The 21,664-nt window shown below is 64.4% G+C and carries 11 protein-coding genes; all 11 read left to right on the top strand.

Features of this window, described 5'->3' with window-relative positions:
- The first annotated feature begins 205 nt into the window (after positions 1-205).
- The 11 genes from tssK to EC912_RS05070 all read left to right on the top strand — a co-directional run bounded on the left by tssK (position 206) and on the right by EC912_RS05070 (position 21,518).
- Positions 206-1,543 carry a type VI secretion system baseplate subunit TssK gene (gene tssK / locus EC912_RS05120; RefSeq protein ID WP_132142072.1) on the top strand — a complete coding sequence of 446 codons (1,338 nt, stop codon included), beginning with the start codon at positions 206-208 and terminating at the stop codon, positions 1,541-1,543.
- Positions 1,544-1,547: 4 nt separating this feature from the next.
- Positions 1,548-2,879 carry a type IVB secretion system protein IcmH/DotU gene (gene icmH / locus EC912_RS05115; protein ID WP_132142071.1) on the top strand — a complete coding sequence of 444 codons (1,332 nt, stop codon included), beginning with the start codon at positions 1,548-1,550 and terminating at the stop codon, positions 2,877-2,879.
- Positions 2,880-2,905: 26 nt separating this feature from the next.
- A complete protein-coding gene (gene tssM, locus EC912_RS05110) occupies positions 2,906-6,382 on the top strand; it encodes a type VI secretion system membrane subunit TssM (RefSeq protein WP_132142799.1) in 3,477 nt (1,158 codons plus the stop codon).
- A 3-nt stretch (positions 6,383-6,385) separates the two neighbouring features.
- Entirely contained in the window at positions 6,386-7,138 is a 753-nt protein-coding gene (tagF, locus tag EC912_RS05105) for a type VI secretion system-associated protein TagF (protein WP_132142070.1), read from the top strand.
- Positions 7,135-7,860 carry a PP2C family protein-serine/threonine phosphatase gene (locus tag EC912_RS05100; RefSeq protein ID WP_132142069.1) on the top strand — a complete coding sequence of 242 codons (726 nt, stop codon included), beginning with the start codon at positions 7,135-7,137 and terminating at the stop codon, positions 7,858-7,860. Before tagF ends, EC912_RS05100 begins: the two co-directional genes overlap by 4 nt.
- Before the next feature lie 6 nt (positions 7,861-7,866).
- Entirely contained in the window at positions 7,867-11,511 is a 3,645-nt protein-coding gene (locus EC912_RS05095; protein ID WP_132142068.1) for a protein kinase domain-containing protein, read from the top strand.
- Positions 11,508-11,843, top strand: a complete 336-nt coding sequence (locus tag EC912_RS05090) for a hypothetical protein (protein ID WP_132142067.1) — start codon at positions 11,508-11,510, stop codon at positions 11,841-11,843. Before EC912_RS05095 ends, EC912_RS05090 begins: the two co-directional genes overlap by 4 nt.
- Positions 11,844-11,975: 132 nt before the next feature.
- Entirely contained in the window at positions 11,976-13,682 is a 1,707-nt protein-coding gene (locus EC912_RS05085; RefSeq protein WP_428993088.1) for a ShlB/FhaC/HecB family hemolysin secretion/activation protein, read from the top strand.
- Between the two features lie 11 nt (positions 13,683-13,693).
- Entirely contained in the window at positions 13,694-20,167 is a 6,474-nt protein-coding gene (locus EC912_RS05080; protein ID WP_132142066.1) for a filamentous hemagglutinin N-terminal domain-containing protein, read from the top strand.
- Positions 20,164-21,219: a type VI secretion system protein TssA gene (tssA, locus tag EC912_RS05075; RefSeq protein ID WP_132142065.1), complete on the top strand. Its 1,056-nt coding sequence runs from the start codon at positions 20,164-20,166 to the stop codon at positions 21,217-21,219. The genes EC912_RS05080 and tssA overlap by 4 nt, the downstream gene beginning before the upstream one ends.
- A complete protein-coding gene (locus tag EC912_RS05070; protein WP_132142064.1) occupies positions 21,216-21,518 on the top strand; it encodes a hypothetical protein in 303 nt (100 codons plus the stop codon). Before tssA ends, EC912_RS05070 begins: the two co-directional genes overlap by 4 nt.
- The last annotated feature ends 146 nt before the right edge of the window (positions 21,519-21,664 follow it).

Here is a 21,664-nt window from a genome sequence, read left to right as displayed (position 1 = left end):
GGCAGCACGACACGCCGCCGTGTGCTGAGACGAAATGACGGGTGCGCTCTGGCGACCGGCAGCACAATCCTTGTTAGTCGACCTATTGCCGAAGGCTGCATGCATAGCGGCCTGCGATCGCCGTGCGCTGGGCGGTGCGGAAGACGGCTGCGACGGAGGGAGCGGTATCACTCGGGCGGGCCATCAAGATGGACGAGCAGGGCGAATGACGCAGAACAATAAAATCGTGTGGAGCGAGGGTCTGTTCCTTCGACCGCAGCACATGCAGCAGCAGGAGCGCTATCTGGAGCGCTACGTGGATCTGCGCGCTGGCAGTGTTCGTCCTCACGGTTGGGGGTTTTCCGAACTGGAGCTGGAGACGGACTTGCTGGCGATCGGCAAGCTGGGTATCCGTCGTGCGCGCGGCGTGTTTTCCGACGGCACGCCGTTCGCGATGCCGGGCGACGATCCGTTGCCTCCCGCTATCGAAGTGGACGCCAACTGGCGGGACCAGACTATATTTCTCACGTTGCCGCTGCGTTCGCCTTCGCAGCCCGACAGCGGTCGTCCCGAGGCACCGGTGGATCGGCTATTCCGCTTCCGTGTGCGCGAGACGGAAGTGAACGATGTGTCGGGCAGCGTGGAAGGCACGGCGCTGCTGGAAGTGGGTGGCATGAGTTGCCGCCTGATTCCGCAGTCGCAGCCGCTGGAAGGGCTGACGCAGATTCCATTGGCGCGGATCGTCGAATGTCGCGCGGATCGTCGCGTGGTGCTGGACGAAGCGTTCATGCCGAGCGCGCTGGGTTGCCAGGCGGTGTCGCGCCTGACGACCTTTCTGGTCGAACTGCTCGGGCTATTGCATCAACGTGGCGAGGCGCTGGCCAGTCGTGTGGCGCTGACCGATCGTGGCGGCGCGGCGGAGATTGCCGACTTCCTGCTGCTGCAATCGGTGAACCGTTATGAGCCGGTGGTTGCGCACTGGGCCTCGGCACCGCTGCTGCATCCGGAAGAACTGTATAGCGCGCTGGTGGCGATGGCCGGCGAACTGAGTACGTTCACTGCGCCGGGGAAGCGTCCGCCGGCATTTCCGCCGTATCGCCACGAGCAGTTGCAAAGCAGCTTCGAGCCGGTGATCGCGGCATTGCGCGGCAGCCTGAGTGCCGTGCTGGAACAGACGGCCACGCCGATCCCGGTGCAGAAGCGGAAGTTCGGTGTGTGGGTGGCGGTGGTGCCGGATATGAGCCTGTTGGACACCGCTGCTTTCGTGCTGGCGGCCAAGGGCGATCTGCCGGCGGAAGAACTGCGCCGCCAGTTGCCGGCACAGGCCAAGATCGGCCCGGTCGAGAAGATTCGCGATCTGGTGAACCTGCAGCTGCCGGGTATCTCGGTAACGCCGATGCCGGTGGCGCCACGGCAGATTCCTTATCACTCGGGCTACCTCTATTTCGAGTTCGACAAGCAGGCGTCGCTGTGGCGGGAGCTGAAGACATCCGGTGGCATCGCCTTCCATTTCGGCAGCGAATTCGCCGGACTGGATTTGCAGCTATGGGCAATCAGAGGGTGAGCGCATGAGTACGCCCGGTCCGGGTACGGACGATCCCTTCCCCGACGCAACCGTCGTACGTCCACGCCAGAGCGCGCCGCCCGTCGCCGGGCCACCGCCACCTGCCGCGCCGCCGTACGCTTCGACACGGTCCGCGGCGCCTGGCATCGCCGGGGCGGATATCAGCGAATTTCTCGGCCGCAGCCTGAATCCGCTGGTTCAGGCTGCCAGCCCGTTGCTGCTGCTTTCGGTGCAGTTGCGGCACAACGCGTCCCCGCCGGATACGGCGCATCTGCGCGAGCAGGTGCTGGTGCAGATTCGCAAGTTCGAGAGTCGCGCGGGCGAGGCGGGAATCGCGGCGCATGCGGTCACCGCGGCGCGCTATGTGCTGTGCACGATGCTCGATGAGGCCGTGCTCAATTCGCCATGGAGCGAGCAGAGCGGCTGGGCGCAGAAGACGCTGCTGGTGACGTTCCATAGCGAGTCCTACGGCGGCGCGAAATTCTTCCTTATTCTGGATCGTCTGTGCGATGACGTGCCGCGCCATGTCGATCTGATCGAACTGATGTACATCGGTCTGACGCTTGGGTTTTGCGGGCGTTATCAGATCGAAGCGGGTGGACGGGCCCGGTTGGCCGAGATCCAGGACGATCTTTATCGGCGCATTCGTGCGCAGCGCGGGCCGGCCGCCGAGGCGCTTGCGCCGCATTGGCGTGGTATCGAGGATCGCCGCAATCCGGTGCTGCGCTATGTCCCGCTGTGGGTGATCGCGGCAGCAGCGGCATGCGTGCTGTTCGGCGCCTTCCTCTGGTTCCATGCGCGGCTGAATGCACAGTCCTCGCCGATCAGTGCGCAGGTTGCGCAGATCGGCCTGCTGAGCTCCGTGCCCCCGGAGGATGCGCCACGTCCCGCAGCGGCGCGAAAGAGCCTGAAGCTGTTGCTGGCGCCGGAAGAACAGGCTGGCCTTCTTAGCGTGGACGAGCAGCCCGACGGGCAAGCGAAAGTACGACTCAATGCGGCCGCCATGTTCCCGTCGGGTGGCGTGGACGTCGCGCCCGACCAGCAGGGGTTGCTGCGCAAAGTGGCCGCCGCGATCGATCAGCTCGTCGGACGCGTGGTGGTGGTCGGACACACCGACGATCAGCCGGTGCGCTCGCTGCGTTTCAAGGACAACTACGAGCTATCGGCAGTGCGGGCGCGGGCGGTGGCGCAGATCCTGGGGCAGGGCCTGGCCCAGCCGGGACGCATCGAGTCCAGCGGCGCCGGCGCGTCGCAGCCCATCGCGTTGCCGGCGGAACTGCCGGCGAACCGCACGCGCAATCGGCGTGTCGAGATTTTGTTTCAACCAGGGGCCTGACCGTCGTGAGCAAGCTCGTCGCGCTAATGAAATCCGGCTGGTTCGTGACGCTGATCGGCTTGCTGCTGTTGGCGCTGCTGATCTGGTGGCTCGGTCCCTATCTCGGGCTGGGCTCGATGCAACCGTTGGCCAGTCCGGTCGCCCGCTTGCTGACGATTCTTCTGCTGGTGATCGTGTGGGCGGCATGGCTGCAGATTCAGCAGTTGCGTCACCGTAACAAGGCCAGCCGGATGTCCGGCGAGCTGGCCGCGACGCAGGACGTCGGCGACGACCAGAACGGCGGCGAACGCGCGCAGCTTTATGCGCGCTTCCAGGAAGCCGTGCAGACCCTGCGCAAGACGCGTCGCGGGGGAAGCAATCTCTATACCTTGCCGTGGTACGTGGTGATCGGTCCGCCCGGCTCGGGCAAGAGCACGCTGCTCAAGAACTCCGGCCTGAATTTCCCGCTTGCCGATCGTTTTGGCAAGCAGGCGCTGCGCGGCATCGGCGGCACGCGCAATTGCGATTGGTGGTTTACCGACGAGGCGGTGTTTCTCGACACGGCCGGCCGCTACATCACGCAGGATTCCGATCGTCAGGCGGATGGCGCCGCGTGGACGGAGTTCCTGAAACTGTTGCGCAGGTACCGTCGGCGTCGGCCGGTCAATGGCGTGATCGTCAGCATGAGCATGTCCGATCTGATCGTGCTCGACGAGGCCGAGCGCGATCAGCACGTGCAGGCCATCCGCCGCCGGCTCGACGAGATGGTCGAGCACCTGCGCATCGGTGTCCCGGTGTACATGGTGTTCACCAAGTGCGATCTCGTGGCCGGTTTTACGGAGTTCTTCGACGACCTCAATCCCGAACTGCGCAGCCAGGTGTGGGGTATGTCGTTCCCGGTCGCGAAGACCATGGACGGCAGCGCGGCAAGGATGTTCGCCGACGAATTCAACCTGCTGCTGGAACGGCTCAATTCGCGGTTGCTCGATCGCCTGCATGTGGAACGCGACCGGCTGCGCCGCGCGGCGGTGCTCTCGTTCCCGCAACAGTTCGCCGCATTGGGCGAAACGGCGCGACAGTTCGTGGAAGGCGTGTTCGCCGGTCATGCCTACGGCGCGCCGTTGTTGTTGCGGGGGGTGTATCTCACCTCCGGCACGCAGGAGGGCACGCCGATCGATCGCATGATGGGCGCGGTGGCCCGCACCTTCGGGCTGGACGATGCGAGCGTGCATGCACCCGGCATGCAGAGTCGTACCTTTTTCGTCGAGCGTCTTCTGAAGGAAGTGCTGTTCAAGGAGTCGGGGTTCGCAGGCACCAATCCCAGGCTGGAGCGACGCAAGGCGTGGTTGCAGGTCGCGTGCTATGCGGGCGTGCTGCTGGCCACCGTTTTACTGGTGGCCGGTATGGCCGGCAGCTATGCGCGCAACAGCGACTATCTGGCGCAGGTGCAGACGACATTGCAGGCACGCCCGGCTTCGCCCGATCCTTCGACAGCCACCACGCCCCGGCAGTACTTCGCACTGTCGCTTACGCGGCTGGAGGCTATCGGCGGTGCGGTCGATGCCGCGAATCTGTACCGCGGCCACGTGCCATTGCTGATGCGTCTTGGCCTCTATCAGGGGCATGCGGTCGGCGAAGAATTGCACGACGCCTATCTACGCGAACTCAACGCTACCTTGCTGCCTGGCATTGCCGCGCAGTTCCGCCACGGCCTGACGCGTCATGCCGCCGATCCGCAGGCTTTGTACTACTACCTCAAGGGCTACCTGATGCTGGGCCAGCCGGCGCATGTGGATGCCGACGAGCTCGGGACACTGTCCGATATCGAATGGCGCGGTGTCTTCCCGGACGATCCCGTATTGCAGAAATCGTTGGCCGGGCATTTCCATGCGCTGCTCGCGGAGCCCGGCCGGCTGCACACGCTGCCGGTAGACGCGGCGCTGGTGGAGCAGGCACGTAATACGCTGCGTTCGGCGGACCTGTCGAGCCTGGTCTACGGCAGCTTCAAACTCGGGGTGGAAAGCACCGCCCAGCCGCCGCTGCAACTGGACAAGGCATTGGGCCTGCTTGGCAATGTGTTCCGTCGCAGGAGCGGCACACCTTTGTCCGAGCCGTTGCCTGCGTTGTACACCCAGTCGGTGTTTGCCTCCGAGGCGGGCAAAGGTATCGGCGAGGCAGTGGACCAGTTCGTGCAGAACGACTGGGTGTTCGGTGCCGCGCGCACCGATACGATCCAGAAGGCCCGTCTCGCGCAGCAGGTTCAGGTGCTGTATGAGCAGGATTACATCAAGACCTGGGATGCGTTGCTCGCCGATCTGCAGTTACAGCCTGCGGCCAGCATCCAGGATGCCAGCGCGATAGCGGCCAAGTTGGGTGGGCCGAGTTCGCCGCTCAAATTGCTGCTCGGCCTTGTGCGCGACAACACGACCGATCTGATGCGCGCCAGTGCGCCGGACGCGACAGCCAGTGTCCTGGCCAAGGCCGCCAGCGTGGCGCAAAAGAAAGCTGCGACCAACCACGCGCTGGCCGCCGTGCTGGGCGGTGACCACGCGGGAGCAGGCAGTGGACCGGCGCCCGGTCAGGCCATCAGCGAACATTTCGCCACACTGAACAAACTCGGCGAAGGTGCCGCGGGCGCCGCGCCCATCGATCACGTGCTCGGTGTGCTGGACCAGCTCAGCAAGACCTTGCTCACCATGACCGACTTCAGCGCGAGCCAGCCGAATCCGCAATTGCTGTTGGCGCGGCAGGAAGCAACACAATTGCCCCCGCCGGTAGCCGGGTGGATCGATGCGCTGACCGGCAAGAGCGAGGCGCTGGTGGCAAGCGGCACGCAGAGTGCGCTGGGCGATCAGGTCAAGCAGGCGATCGGTACCGACTGCGCCGATTTCACGCGGGGACGTTATCCCTTCGATGCGAACAGCCAGAGCGAGATTCCGCTGCAGAATTTCGGCGACCTGTTCGGTAACGGTGGCCGCTTCGATTCGCTGTACCGACAGTCGCTGGAAAAGCTGATCGATGTCAGCGGAAAAACCTGGCGCTGGAAGAGTGGGCCGGGCGCCGTGGCCGGTCCGCCCGCGATCCTTGCGCAGGTGCAGGCCGCCGATCGCATCCGGCAGATGTACTTCCGTGGCGGCAGCCAGCCGGAGGTCGGCTTCACCTTGCTTGCGCCCACGCTGGGTGAGGGCGTGGATCGGTTGCTGGTCGAGATCGACGGACAGAAGTACGACTATCGCCAGGGTGGCGCGGCGAGCATGACGATGAAGTGGCCCGGTCCTACGCCGGGGCATGTCACGCTGACGGCTTACGATGCGGCGGGTAAGCCGCTCGGTACACTCGATTACCTTGGCGAATGGTCGTTCTTCCGTGCACTGCAGGCGGCGCGCCTCAAGCGCCAGTCCGATCTGCGTTTCAATGCGGAGTTCGACTTTGGCGGCCACGTCGTGCAACTGCCGTTGCAGGCCGGCAACCTGAAGAATCCCTTCCTCAGTGGCGACGTGCAGCGCTTCCGGTGCGGAGGCTAGACGATGCAAAGCATCGCGGCTCCCGGTTTCTTCGGCAAATTGCCCGGTGCGGGCGACTTCGTGCAGCGCCGGCTGCCTTCGGCCTTCGTCGATGTGTGGGACCGCCACTTCTCGCACGCCGTGGCGGAAAGTCGCGACGTCCTGGGCGAGCGATGGCAGTCGGCTTATCGCGCTAGCCCGCTATGGCGCTTCTTGCTCGCTCCGGGCGTCTGCACCGGAGCGGCCTGGGCGGGCGTGCTGGGGCCGGCGACGGACCGGGTCGGTCGCCATTTCCCGATGGTGATCGCGGGGCGCGTCGCGACCGATACGCCTGCGCAACCCGGCGTGCTGTGTGACGACGGGCGCTGGTTCGCGGCGATGGAAAACGTTTTTCGTGCGGCGCAGGCGGTTCGTTCGAATGTCGAGACCTTCGATGCACAGGTCGCGGCCCTTACGATGCCCGTCGAAACGCGTGCGTTGCCAGCGCGCGCACCGTCTTTCCGGCTCGATCGAAAGCATGCGGTCCAGTACCGCTTGCCGTTGCCGGAGAGCGTCGACGCGACGGCGTTGCTGACCGCGATGTGGACGCAGAGCATCGCTTCAAGCGACGGCTGGTGTCTATGGTGGAGCGCCGAGGCCGATCGCGCGTCCGGATCGTTGCTGCTTACCGCTGGATTGCCCGATCCCGCGTTGTATGCAGGCTTCCTCGAGGCCGCGCACATCGACGCGCGATGGCCTGTGCCGGCGGTCCACGAACCAGTCGGAGCAGGGTCATGACGGTGAGCTATCGCACGGTTGGACGTACCGAGACCGGTAAGGTCCGGCGTCATAACGAGGACGCGATTCTGGTTCGCGACGACGTTGGCTTGTGGGTAGTGGCGGATGGACTGGGTGGCCACGCGGCGGGCGACTATGCCAGCGGTTTGATCGTCGAGCGCCTTACCGCACTGCCGCGGCCGGGTAGTGTGCTCGACTTCGTGGAGTCGATCGAAGACGCCCTGGAGACGATCAACACCGATCTGCGCAGCACCGCGGAAGCGCGCAGCGTGGATCTGATCGGCTCGACCATCGTGGTGCTGGTGCACGATCGCGACTTCATGCTCTGCGGCTGGGTGGGCGATAGCCGCGCCTATTGCTACGACGATGGCCGGCTGCGGCAAATTACTCACGATCACGTGCATGGCGTGAAGGACGACGAGACCCAGTTCGGTCCCGCCAGTGCGACATCCGCTCCGGCGCCGGGCAACGGCGTGCTGACTCGTGCGATCGGTGCGGAGGAACAACTGTTCGTCGACTGGGTGGTTGCAGGCTGCCGTCCTGGCATGCAGTTCCTTCTCTGTTCCGACGGTATCAACAAGGAAATTCCGGACGACGAGCTGGATGCCGAATGCGGTCGTGCACGGGATCCGCAATCGCTGTTGGGCAGGTTGTTCGAATTGGCGCTGGGCCGTGCGGCCCGCGACAACGTTTCCGCCGTTATCGTCCGTTTACAGGAGTAACCGGCCATGTACGACTCCGCTTCCGTCGTCGAACTGGTGACTGCCCTGCGCAGCGGGAAGCTCGATCTTGCCGCTGTACTCGGTGCGCTGGAATCCCGCGGCGCGCTGCACGAAAACGAATACCTCGCCGGCGTCGAAACCCTGCGCCGCCTGCGCGAAGAGGACGGTATCGGCACCGATGACGCCATCACGCTGGTGACCCGGCTCGATGCGCTGCGTGCCGCACCGGCACCGGAGGAAGATGCGACGGTAGTGAAGCCCACCGCGCGCACATCCCCGCCGTCGCTCGTCGACGACGACGCCACGGTGGTCATGCCGAGATCGCGCGCGGTGCCTTTGGACGCGGACGATATCACGCGTGTGCAGCCCGCCGCCGCTGTGCCATCCGCGCCATCGGGCACGCATGTCGGGCTTACCGGCACTCATTCGCACAGCACTTCCAGTCTGGAAAGCTGGCAGCGTATCGCCGACGCGGCGGGTGGCGATTACGCGACGGTGGGCAGTCTGCTCAAAGGCCGGTTCTATCTCGAGCGCGAGCTGGGCCGCGGCGGTATGGGCGTGGTGTTTCTGGCCCGCGACGACCGCAAGGTCGAAGCGCGCGACCGCGATCCCTGGCTGGCGGTCAAGGTGCTCAACGACGAATTCAGGCGTCACCCGGATTCGCTGGTCGCCCTGCAGCGCGAGTCGCGGCGTTCGCAGAAACTGGCGCACGACAACATCGTGCGTGTATTCGATTTCGACAAGGACGGCACCAACGTCTTCATGACGATGGAATACATCGACGGCTGCGATTTGAAGACGCTGATCCGCGAGCAGGCCTATAACGGCATGCCGTTGAGCCGCGCGCGACCGCTGATCGACGGCATGGCGCGCGCTCTGGGGCGTGCCCATGCGGCCGGTGTCGTCCACTCCGATTTCAAACCGGGCAATGTGATGGTGACTCGCGAGGGAATACCCAAAGTGTTCGATTTCGGCATCGCCCGTGCGGGCAAACACATGGGCGATGCGTCCGGTGAGCAGACGGTGTTCGATGCCGCCACCCTCGGCGCACTGACCCCGGCCTATGCCAGCCTGGAGATGATTCGCGGTCAGTTGCCCTCACCGGGCGACGACATTTACGCGCTGGGTTGCGTGGTGTTCGAACTGCTGACCGGCAAGCATCCCTTCGACAAGCTCAGCGCCGAGGTAGCGATGCGTGAAGATCGCAAGCCGCCTGCGGTGGCGGGACTCACGCGACGCCAGTACGGCACGCTGTGTCAGGCCGTCGCCTTTACCAGCGAGCACCGGCTGAACAACGTCGACGCGCTGCTTGAAGGGCTTCGCGATATCGGTCTCAAGGAGAGGCTGCTCCCTGTGCTCGGCTACGGCGTAGCCGCGCTCGCCGTGCTCGCGGGAGGGAGCTGGGGGGCGGTGCGATATCTGCACGGTCGCCATGTCACTGAGGTATCCGCGCGTTTCGCACCGAACGATCCACAGCACTACCGCGACGAAGACCAGGCATTGCAGGCGCTGTCCAGCCTTGACGACGACGATCGTCGTCGTCTGCTCGACGATCGCGGCGATGCCATCCAGAACTTCCTGCTGAGCCGGATCGATGCACGGTGGAATCCGCCGGCCGGCCGTTACGACTATGCCGGAGCGCTGCACGTATTCGCGATGCGCGATCGCATGCGTTTGTACGCACCGACGCTGGATGGCCGGCGCGAGGCAATGGAGCGGCAGAGGAATGCATTGCTCAATACCTTCGACACCGACCTGGGTCGACAGATCGCCGCGGGTGCCATCTTCGGGAACGACGCCGACAACGCTGCCGCCACGCTGGCGAAGATTCACGCCATCGAACCGGACAGCACCCTGCTGAAGAATCCGGAACTGGAGCTGGCTTACGACGAAGCCATCGGTCAATCGCTTGCCGCCGGCCGGCGGGACGAAGCACGTGGCCGGCTCGCTGTCGCCAGCCAGTGGTTCCCCTCGTCGCTGCGCTTGCAGTTGCGCGCGGTGCAGGTCGACGTCGCCGATCGTGCCTATGCCAGCAAGCAGCTGGCGGCACAACCCGCCGCATCCACGCACGATCTGGCCGAAGCGCGCGATACGTTGGCCGGACTGGTCGCCAAACCTTCGCTGGATCCCGCGTGGCAGGCGGCGGTGGCGTCGACGATGGAAACGTTGAGTAGCGATACCGCACCGGAAACCCATCGGCTTGCCGATGCGCTGGGTGTGGCTATCGCCAACGCGGCGTCCCAGCAAACCGACCCGCTTCATCTGCAGCAGGATCTGGCGTTGGTGGATTTTGGTCTGCGTTTTGCTCCAAAATCCGAAGCGCTACTTGGACAGCAAAGCCGACTCGACGCGCTCCAGCAGGCACTGATGGCCCGGTTGGACAAGGACAGCGCCGATGCCGAGGTCACGGCACGCATCGAATCGGTGCATCGTGCGGCTACCGTCAATGACGTGACCAAGGCGCGGGACGCACTGAGCCGGATCCGCGCCTTGCAACCGGGTAATGCATTTCTTAGCGGCGACGGTCCGCAGTTGTTGGCCGGGGCGTATCTCGGCCAGGCGAAAGATGTCTTCCAGCAGGGCCAGTACCAGCGCGCCGCGGACATGCTGGGGCAGGGTACGGAGACGCTGGGGAACCGTCTCGATCTACGCGCTGCCAAGGCACGTTACGACGTCGTCGCCGCAATCATGGGGGCGGGCGAGCAGCGGTTGGCCGATGCGGATTACGCTCGGATCAAAATGCAGCTCGACGGTCTGTATCGCAGCGACGCCGCTGGCATGACGCAGCTGGAAAAAGATCTCAAGACGCGCGGCAAGTTGCCCGAAGGCACGTTGAGTGCGCGACTGGACCGGCTCATGTCGACCGACGCGGCACCCGCCGCCGCCACGTCGACGGCGGTAGCGACAGAAGCGACGGGCGTGGCCAGGGCTGCCCGTCGCAAGGTCGCACCCGTGACGGCCACGGTCGCCGCGGGTACGGCGCCGGTCGCGGAGGCCGGTCCTCGTCTGCCGGATGGTCCGGACCCGTGCGGCGATCCGGATATGGTCGGTCGCGGCAAATTCTGTTTCGACCAGGTCGATGGCCATCGCGGTCCCGCACTGGTGGTGATACCGGGCATCGACGGTGGTCATCCCTACGCGTTGAGCCGCGCGGAGATCACCGTGGCCGAGTTCAACCGCTTCTGCGCAGCGACCGGCCAGTGCAGTGCCGTGACTGTCGACGATCAGGAGTTGGGTCGTCTGCCAATGGACAACATCGGCGTCGCTCAGGCGAGGGCCTATGCCTCGTGGCTTACCAAGGCCAGTGGTGGCTGGCCCTATCGTCTTCCTACCGACGCCGAGTGGATACATGCGGCGCAGGCAGGCAGCGGTTGGCGCCAGGCCGAAGACAGCAATTGCATTCCACCCAAGGCCAGTGCGGGCGACGGTACCGGCGCGCCCGTGTCGGCGCGCGGACGCGAGGCCAATCCGTGGGGATTGGTAAACATGGCGGGGAACGTGTGGGAGTGGGTAACTCTCGGGGGCACGTTAATGGTGCGCGGCGGCAGCTTCACCAGCTACTGGTCGGAATGCACGGTCGAGGCGCGCCGCGAGGACAAAGGTGCGGCACAGAAGGACGTGGGCTTCAGATTGATGCGGGACCTGAAATGACCGAATGGGAACGCCACGCCAACCAGAACCTGCACGCTCTGGACGAAGCGCACCGGCTGGGCCGGATCGGCCGCGACGAGTATCGGGCGCGTCGGCGCAAAGTGCTGGCTTCGGTACACGACAGCCATGGCATTACCGCGCGCAATGCGATCACGCCATCGCACGTGGCGCCGGCGGAATCACCTGGACGGGGCAGTCAGCGCGATGCGCTGCCCATGCTGTTCGGATCCCGTTCGTGGTTCGACCGCCGATGGCTGATGGCTTTGGTATTGACCCTGCTCCTGCTTGCAGTGCTGACATGGTTGGCGAGGGGGCTTCTGCATGGCGAATGAAATGGGATTACTGTGGATGGCAAGGGTTTATCGACGGAACAGGGTGCCATCGAAGCGGGGACCGAAGCGGTGCATGGCGCATCGTTTGCGGGGACGCGCGCGTCTGGTACCGGGGGAATGGGGATCATGCGAATAAAGTGTCTGGCCTCCGCCATGCTCCTGGCGTTGGGGATAGGGCGGGCGTGGGGGCAGGAAGGGGCAGCGACCGATATGCCCGTATCCGTGCATCCGGCGACGGCCGGCCACGTGCTGCCGCCAGTCAAGAATCGCGATGCAGGCGGTGGCCCGAGAAAGCTCTGGACGCGCGGATTCCGTGTGCAGGGCGTGGGCGAGCATGCCGATGCCGGCATCACGCCAGCCGCCATGCAGACGCTTGCCGATGCGCAATTCCACAAGCTGGCCGGTGAAGGTGCCGCGGCGGAGTTGAGCTTCGCGCAACTGCAGGGCGCGGCGGACGCGATTACCACCACCTACCGCCAGGCTGGTTTCATCGTCGCCACGGCATACCTTCCGGCGCAGAACGTGGGGGCCGACCAGATCATCGAAATCCGCGTGCTCGAAGGTCAGATCGGTAAGGTCACCGTGAAGGGAACCAAACGCTATCGGCCGGAGGTTGTCGCGGCGCCGGCCGAGCATCTGCGTGGCCGGACGTTGCGCAAGAGCGATGTCGATACGGCTCTGCTGTATGCACGCGACTTGCCGGGCATCGCCGTTTCTTCGGTGTTGCAACCCGGCGAGAACGATGGCGAGACGGATCTGGTGATGGTCGCGCGCGAGACGCCGCGTCCCTATGCGATCAGCGTTGGCGGCAACAACTACGGCACGTCGCTTACCGGCCGTTATCGCGCCCAGGTCGGTGCGAGCTGGTACAGCCCGCTGGGTCTCGGCGACGTGTTGTCCGGCACGTATGCCTATGCACTCGATCCACGGCAGAGCCATCTCGGCTCCGTGAGCTACAGCGTTCCGACGGTGGTCGTGCCGGGTTTGAGCGGGGTGATCGGCGGTAGCCAGAGTTCGTTGCAGGTCAACAACGGCGAGTTGGCCGCGCTCAAGGTCGAAGGTCCCAGCTCGCTCTATTACGCGGGAGCGGACTGGAAGTTCGTCAACCGCGAGAACCTGCAGATGCAGGGCACGCTGCACGCCATCCGCGAGGAGTCCAGGTTGAGCAGCATGGGGATGCGTCTGTCGAACGAGCGGTTCGACGTCGCCGAGCTGGGCTTCGCACTCAACCGCACCGACGTACGCTTTCATGGCATCGATTTGCTGCAAGTCAGTCTGCGCCAGTCGATCAGCGACGATTCCGCCGAGCCGGATCTGGTGAGCCCACGGCATGCCAGAAGCTTTCTGGTGGAGAAGCTGACTTATACCCGTCTGCAGTTCCTCACGCCGACCCAGCGGCTCTACTTCAAGTTCAACGGCCAGTACACCCGCGCTGCGCTGACGCCGCTGGAACAGTTTTCGCTGGGTGGACCGGACAGCGTGCGCGCTTATCCGGTGGCCCAGTACCTGAGCGATCGCGGTTACTACGCCTCGCTTGAGTACCACGTGGACGCGCCCGGTTTCGCCAGCATGGCCTCGCCGTTTGGCCGTCCGTGGCGAGAGGTGCTGGAGCTGGAGGCGTTTATCGATGTCGCCCGCGGATTCGCGGCCGGTGCCAACCGCATCGATGCCACGACGAAGGTGCCGACGATGCGCGGCATAGGCGCGGGATTCATTTTCCGGTTGCCCGGATTCCACCAGTTCGAACTGCACCTGGATGCATCCAGGCCCTGGGGCCCGGACCGGGCATCGGGTGCCAGGGGCACGCGCGTTTACGCGCGGCTCGGTCTTACCTTTTGAGGGCTGCGACCATGAAGCATACCCATTGCGTCACGCATTGCCGAACTGCCGGTATGCGTATCTCGTCGCTGCGCCGCAAGGCCTTGCCAGTCAGTCTGTCCCTGCTCGGTCTGGTGGCCGGGTCGCTGTTGCCGTGCAGCGAGCTGCTGGCGGCGCCGCCGCCCAACGCTATTCCCAACGGCCCCAGCGTGTCCAGCGGCAGCGCCGGCACTACGTTGAGTGGCACGGGAACCAACCCCATCCTGACCGTCAACCAGTCATCGGCGAAGGCCATTCTGAACTGGAACAGCTTCGATGTCGGTAGCGCTGCCACGGTCACGTTCAATCAACCCGGGACCAATGCGATCACACTCAATCGCATCGGCGGAGCAGTTCCCAGCCAGATTTTCGGCAGCGTCACTTCGAACGGCCGGATCTTCCTGATCAACCCGAATGGGATCATTTTTGGCCCCAGCGCATCGTTGAACGTCGGTAGCCTGCTGGCCAGCACGCTGGACATGTCGGATAGCGATTTCATCAGCGGCGCCTATAATCTTACGGCCGGTTCCACCCGTGGCGGCATCGTTAATCAAGGCGGCACGATCTCGGCGTCGTCGGGGGGCTCGGTGGCGCTGATCGGCGCCAGCGTGAGCAATCAGGGCTTCATCTCCGCCTCGCTGGGTCGCGTGGAGATGGACGGTGCGGACCAGGCGGTACTCAGCTTCGACAGCAGCGGGCTGATCAATATCGCCATTACCGGCGCTTTGCAGCAGTCCAACTTAGGCCAGCCAGCGGTGATCAACAGCGGCACGGTCGTGGCGGACAACGGCACGATTCTGCTGCAGGCGTCGGCGGCACCTGCGCTGTTTTCCCAACTGGTCAACAACAGCGGCGTGCTTCGCGCCCAGGGCATCGGCAGCACGGGCGGTAGCATCAGCCTGGTCGCCAACGGCGGCGACGTCGTCAACCTCAACGCCATCACCGTATCCGGTGCGAACGGCGGGAGTGTCACCCTGGTCTCGGATGCCAACGTTGCGCTGGGCGGCAGTATCGATGCGTGGGGCACGCCCGTGGGCGGCGGCATCAACGTGTCCGGCAACGCGATCCAGTTGACCGGCTCGATCAATGCCGGCTCCGGTCAGATCGGTCTGCAGTCGGGTGGTGCGATTACGCAGACCGCTGGCGCGTTGACGGCAGGCTATCTGACCGGCAGTTCCGGAGGCAGCACAACGCTGACGAAATCCAACCAGATCGGCAACCTCGGCAGGTTTACCGCCAACGGCTTCAGCCTGACCAACACGCAGGCACTGCTCGTATCGGACGCGGTCAACGGTGGCGCGGGGGGCGTGACAATCAACAACGGCACGTCCGATCTGACGGTCGGCGCCACCGGCAGCCTCGTCGGTCACTCAGGTGGCGTAGCGGTGACAGGCGGAAACCTCGTACTGAACGGCACGCTCGACGCAGGCAGTGGTGCCGTCGGTCTGGTCTCGTCGGGAAATCAAACCCAGGCAACCACCGGGGCGATCGTCGCGGGCACGCTGGCCGGCAGTAGCGCTGGCGGTAATGTGGCATTGAACGGCCAGAATTTAGTCAGCGTGCTCGGCGGTTTCAGCGCGTCGAATTTCAGCCTGACGAACAATACGGGGCTGTTGGTCAATGGAGCGCTGAATGCGACGAACAGCGTCGGCCTGACAACGCGAAACGGGGCGTTGAGCCTCGCTGCACCGATCACTGCTTCCGATGTGACGCTGGCTTCCGCTGGCGATCTGACGGTGAACGCGAACGTGACAGGCTCGAATACCGTTGCACTGTCCGCAGGCGGAAATGCCCTGCAGACAAGCGGCGTCGTCACGGCCGGAACGTTGAGCGGCACCGTTACCGGCAGGGCCGCATTCGGCAATGCGAATTTAATCTCGTCGTTGGGCAATGTCACCGCCGGCACATTTGATCTGGTCAATTTCCTGGCCATCCAGCAAAGCGGCGCGTTGTCGGTGGGCGGCGCCAGCAGCTTCAACTCGGGCAGTGGCCCGATCACGCTGAACAATGCGGGTAACTCGTTCGGCGGTACGGTGAGTCTGACTGGCGGCACGACGCAAATCGTGAGCGGTTCGGCATTGACGTTGGGCAATCTGAACGTCGGCGGGCTGACGGCAACGGGTACGGGCGCGTTGAATCTGGGCAGCGGTAGCGTCGGCGGTAACCTGATCGCGAATAGCAACGGCGGCGCCATCGGTCAGAGCGGCGCGCTGAGCGTCAGTGGCACCAGCAGCATCGATGCGGGTAGCAACACGATCACGCTGGCCAATGCAGGTAACGCCTTCGGTGGTGCGGTGAGTCTGACTGGCGGTACGACACAAATCGCCAATGGCTCCGCGTTGACGCTGGGCAACCTGAGTACCGGTGCGCTGACCGCGACGAGCACGGGTGTGTTGAATCTGGGCAGCGGTAGCGTCGGCGGCAACCTGATCGCGAATAGCAACGGCGGCGCCATCGGTCAGAGCGGCGCGCTGAGCGTCAGTGGCACCAGCAGCATCAACGCGGGTAGCAACACGATCACGCTGGCTAATGCAGCTAATGCCTTCGGCGGTGCGGTGAACTTGACGGGTGGCGCGACGCAGATCGCTAACGGCTCGTCGCTGACATTAGGCAATGTGAGTACGGGCGCCCTGACGGTTAACAGCAGCGGCGGCATCAATCAGAGCGGCGTGTTGAGCGTGAGCGGCACGAGCAACCTCACCGCGGGTGGCGCGATCGATCTGAGCAACACCGGCAACGATTTCGTGGGTGCGGTGACCGCGACCGGCGCTGGCGTATCGCTGGCCGATGCGAACGACCTGACGATCGCCCCGCTGACGGACACGGCGAACGGCAACGTGAATCTGGTAGCCGCCCGCAATCTGATGGTATCGACGATCGGCGCGGGTGGCGGCGATGTGAACCTGACTGCCAACGGAGGCACGCTGACGACGGGAGGTGCGCTGAGTGGCGCCAATGTTTCTCTCAACGGGCAAGGCCTCACGCTGGGCAATGACGTAACGGCCAGCGGCACCCTCGACTTGCGCAGCGGTGCGGGGATTGCGCAATCCGGTGGCGTCCTGACGGCTGCGACGTTGACTGGCGGCGCCGTCGGTAGCGTGGCGCTGAATCAGCTCAACCAGATTGGTAGTCTGGGCGGATTCAGTGCCAACGGTTTCAGTCTGACCAATGCGCGGACGCTGACGGTCACCGGTCCGCTGGACGGTGGTAGCCAGACGGCGCTGACCACGACGACCGGCGATCTGGCGATCGACGGCGCGGTGAACGGCACGACGACCACCTTGAATTCGGCCGGTGCGATCAGCGAGGGAGGCAGCGCTGCGATCACGGCGGATGTCCTGACCGGCAACTCAGCGGGCAATGTCGCGTTGAATGGCGCGAACAAGGTAAGCACGCTTGGCGCATTCAATGCGCCGAATTTCAGTCTGAGCAACAACATGTCGTTGCTGGTGAACGGACCGTTGACCGTCTTGGGCAACCTTGGTCTGGCGACCACTACCGGCACGCTATCGCTCGATACAGCCGTCAACTCGACCGGCGTGACGTTGGCTTCGGCCGGCGATCTGGTGCTGAATCAAAATGTGACGGGCTCGAACAACGTCGCGCTGTCCGCAGGGGGAAACGTCCAGCAGACAGGCGGCATAATCAGTGCCGGCATGCTCAGCGGCAACGTCGCCGGCAACGCGACGCTCACCGGCGCGAATGCGATTGGGACGTTGGGCAGTTTCGGTACCGGTGGCCGCTTCGATTTCACCAATACGACCGCGATCCAGCAGAGCGGCGGGCTGTCGGTGGGTGGCACCAGCCACTTCAACGCGGGTAGCAACGCGATTGCGTTAACCAATACAGGCAACGCGTTCGGTGGTGCCGTGAGCTTGACGGGTGCCACGACGCAAATCGTCAGCGGTACGGCATTGACGTTGGGCAATTTGAATACGGGCGCGCTGACGGCAACCGGCACAGGCACGCTGAATCTTGGCAGCGGCAGCATAGGCGGCAACCTGACCGCGAACAGTAACGGCGGCGCCATCAGCCAGAGCGGCGCGTTGAGCGTGAGCGGCACCAGCAACCTCAATGCAGGCAACGGTGCCATCACACTGGACGATGCCGGCAATGCTTTGGGCGGTGCGGTGAATTTGTCGGGCGGTACGTCGCGGATCGCCAGTGGCACGGCGTTGACGTTGGGCGGCAGCACGGTTGGCGGCGATCTGATCGCGACCAGCGGCGGCGCCATCGTCCAAAGCGGCGCACTGAACGTAAGCGGCAGCAGCAGTTTCAACGCGGGTGGCAACGCGATCACGCTGATCGATGCGAACAATGCATTCGGCGGTGCGGTGAGCCTGACCGGCGGTGCGACGCAGATCGCCAGCGGCACGAGGCTGACACTGGGTACTTTGAACACGGGTGCATTGACGGCAAACAGTCAGGGCGATCTCAACCTGGGCAGCGGCAGCGTCGACGGTAACCTGATCGCGAACAGCCACGGCGGCGGCATCGGTCAAAGCGGTGCGCTGAGTATCAGTGGCACCAGCAACCTCAATGCTGGCAACGGTGCCATCGTGCTGAACGATACCGGCAATGCTTTGGGCGGTGCGGTGAATTTGACGGGTGGCACGGCGCAGATCGCCAGTGGCACGGCGTTGACGTTGGGCAGCAGTACGATCGGCGGCAATCTGGTCGCGACCGGCAACGGCGGCATCGACCAGAGTGGCGCACTGAGCGTCGGCGGTACCAGTAGCTTCAATGCCGGAAGCAATACGATTGCGCTGAACGATACGAATAACGTCTTCGGCGGTGCGGTGAATCTGACGGGCGGTGCAACGCAGATTGCCACCGGCGGTGCATTGACGTTGGGCGCCCTTAGCACCGGTGCGCTGACCGCGACGAGTATGGGCGCGTTGAATCTGGGCAGCGGCGTCGTCGGCGGCAACCTGTCGGCGAAAAGCGGTGGCGCCATCAACCAGAGCGGTGCGCTGAACGTCAGCGGCAGCAGCGATATCAACGCAGGCAGCAACGCGATCACGCTGAGCGATGCGGGTAATCGCTTCGGTGGCTCCGTGAATCTGACCGGCGGCGCGACGCAGATCGCCAGTGCTACGGCACTGACGCTGGGCAATGTGGGCGCGGGCACGCTGACCGTTAACAGCGGCGACGCCATCCGTCAGAGCGGTGCACTGCATGTCGCTGGCAGCAGCAACCTCAATGCCAGTGGGGCGATCGACCTGAGCAACGCCGGCAACGATTTCGTGGGTGCGGTGACCGCGACCGGCGCTGGCGTATCGCTGGCCGATGCGAACGACCTGACGATCGCCTCGCTGACGAACACGGCGAACGGCAACGTGAGCCTGTTGGCGGCCGGCACCCTGACGGTGCCGGCGATCGGCGCGGGCAACGGCAATCTGACGCTGATCTCCCGCGGAGGTACGCTCGCGATGGGCGGTGCGTTGAGTGGTGGCGATGTTTCTCTCAGCGGGCAAAGCCTCACGCTGGGCAACAACGTAACGGCCAGCGGTACGCTCGACCTGCGCAGTGGCTCGACGATCGCGCAGACGGGCGGCATTTTGACCGCGGGCCGTCTGACCGGCAGTTCCGTCGGTAGTACAACGCTGAACCAGGCGAACCAGATCGGCAGCGTGGGTGGCTTCGGTGCCAGCGGCTTCAGCCTGACCAATGCGCGGACGCTTGGCGTCACCGGTCCGCTGGATGGCGGTAGCCAGACGGTGCTGACCACAACGAATGGCGATCTGGCGATCGACGGTGCGGTGAGCGGCACGGAGATCGTCCTGAACTCGGCGGGTGCCATCAGCGAAGGCAGCGCGGGCCGTCTCATGGCCAATACACTCAGCGGCCGCGCGGCGGGTAGCGCCATGTTCGGCGATGCGCAGCATGTCGTCGACAACCGCATCGGCGTGCTCGGCAATTTCGCCGCGCCGGGTGGCTTCAGCCTGACCAACGGCCAGACGCTGACGCTTGCTTCGGTGGATGGCAGTGCCTACTCGGTGAACGCGGGGACGGCGGCGCTCTATCTGGCCGTGAGGGGCGGCGATCTGCTGCAGACCGGCACGACGCCGATCCTCGACGGACTCGGTACCTACGCGTCCACCGGCCGGATCGGCATGAGTAGCGCGCCGATTTATGTGGTGGGTACCGGGCTTCAGACGGTGGCCTTCATCGGGCAGCCCCCGGCCTATTTCTACGCTCTGGCCGCCGACGGTAGCGTGTTGCCCATCGGTGGCGAAATCGGCGTCAACATACCGACCTCGGTGGCAGCCAGCCGCGCCCAGCGCAGTGGCAATCGCGCGGACTCGTACGTCGATATGAGTGCGGTTACAGCGAGTTATCGGGCGTTCGGTATCGTGCGTCCGGGTATCCATTTGCCGGCGGATCAGCAACCGGGCTGCGATCCGGATGACGAGTCGAGCTGCGACGGAGCGGAAGCCGCCACGACATTGGGACAACTGCCATGATGACGGAACAACTGTTGAGCGAACTGCTCGTGCCGCTTGCCGACGAGGCACCGACGGGCGACAACCTCGAATACGACCCGGATTTTCTGGCGCTGGAACGTGCCGCCGAGGCGAAGACCGAGCGCGTTACCGGAGACAGCGTGATTGCCGCCGAGGAGCCCGATTGGGAAAAGGTGGAGCAGCGATCCCTGGGCTTGCTCGAACGTTCGCGAGATCTTCGCGTGTCCGTGCATTTGTGTGCGGCATGGACGCGCATGCATGGCTTGCGTGGATGGGCCGACGGCCTGGCCCTCATTCGCGGTCTGCTCGAAACGTTCTGGGACAGCGTGCATCCGCAACTCGATGCCGAGGACAACGACGATCCGACCTCGCGGGTCAATGCCGTGGTGTCGCTCGGCGATCCGCTGGGCCTGCTGGGTTACTTTCGGGTAACACCCTTCGTGCAATCGCCCCGCCTCGGTCGTTTCAGTCTGCGCGATTTACGCATCGCCAACGGTACGCTGAAGATCTTGCCGGGCGACGGAACCAGCGCCGCGCCGTCCCTGAGCGAGATCGAAGCATGTTGTCTGGATTGCTCCGAAGAGCAGTTCAAGGTATCGGTCGAAGCCATCCGGCAAGCGCTTGAACATGCCCGGGCCATCGACCATATCCTGAACGAACACCTGGGAACCGCCGCACCGGACCTGCGAGTGCTTCTCGACGACCTGCGCGAACTCGCGAAATTCGTCGAGCCACATTGGGCGGCGCGAACTTCCAGTGGTGAAGCGACCGACGACGATGCCGAGGTCGACGGCGGCGCGGCATCGACAGGGCAGGGTGCCGCGGCGAATTCATCCAGCGGGCGCATCGCCGGACCCCAGGATGTCATGCGGAGGATTGACGATATCTGCGCCTATTACGCAGCCAATGAACCTTCCAGTCCGGTACCGTTGCTGCTGCGAAGGGCGCAGCGGCTGGTCGGCAGGAACTTCATGGATCTGCTGAAAGATCTCGCGCCAGCCGGTATCGACGAGCTGCAGCATATTTCGGGTGTGCAGGCGGAGGAAGGATGATTGGCGTTGCCATTATTTTTCTCGGCATGGTCAACGTCTGGTACCTGATCGAAGGTTACCGTCTCCTGGTCCGGCTCGCCGAAGCTGGCAAGACCATCGGTGGCGCGAGGGTGGAAGGCAGTGTGTTTTCCAACTCGGACAGAACGCTTTTAATGAAGCTCTACTTCGGCGCGGCCAGGATAGAACCGGATCCGGCCGGGGAAAAATCGACCGTTGTCCGGGTGCGCTGCTTACTCGCGGTGTCCGCGGCTTTGACGTGTGGTGTCGCTTATATAGTGCTGAGCAATTCGGCCCGGTAAAGGAATGGTGGGTGCGCCCACAGGGTTCGAGACATTTATCGTCGCCCGATAACTGTCCTCGGTTCCGCCCTAGTTCCTGACGCGAATGGAATTCGTCGCAGACCTATAGGAGCGCGCTTGAGCGCGATCCCCTGCGAAGCGAGGTG

Origin of the sequence: Luteibacter rhizovicinus (assembly GCF_004342265.1) — a bacterium.
Classification (GTDB): Bacteria; Pseudomonadota; Gammaproteobacteria; order Xanthomonadales; family Rhodanobacteraceae; genus Luteibacter; species Luteibacter rhizovicinus_B.
Note: the sequence above shows the minus strand (reverse complement) of the source record. Positions and strands in the feature narration are given on the sequence as shown.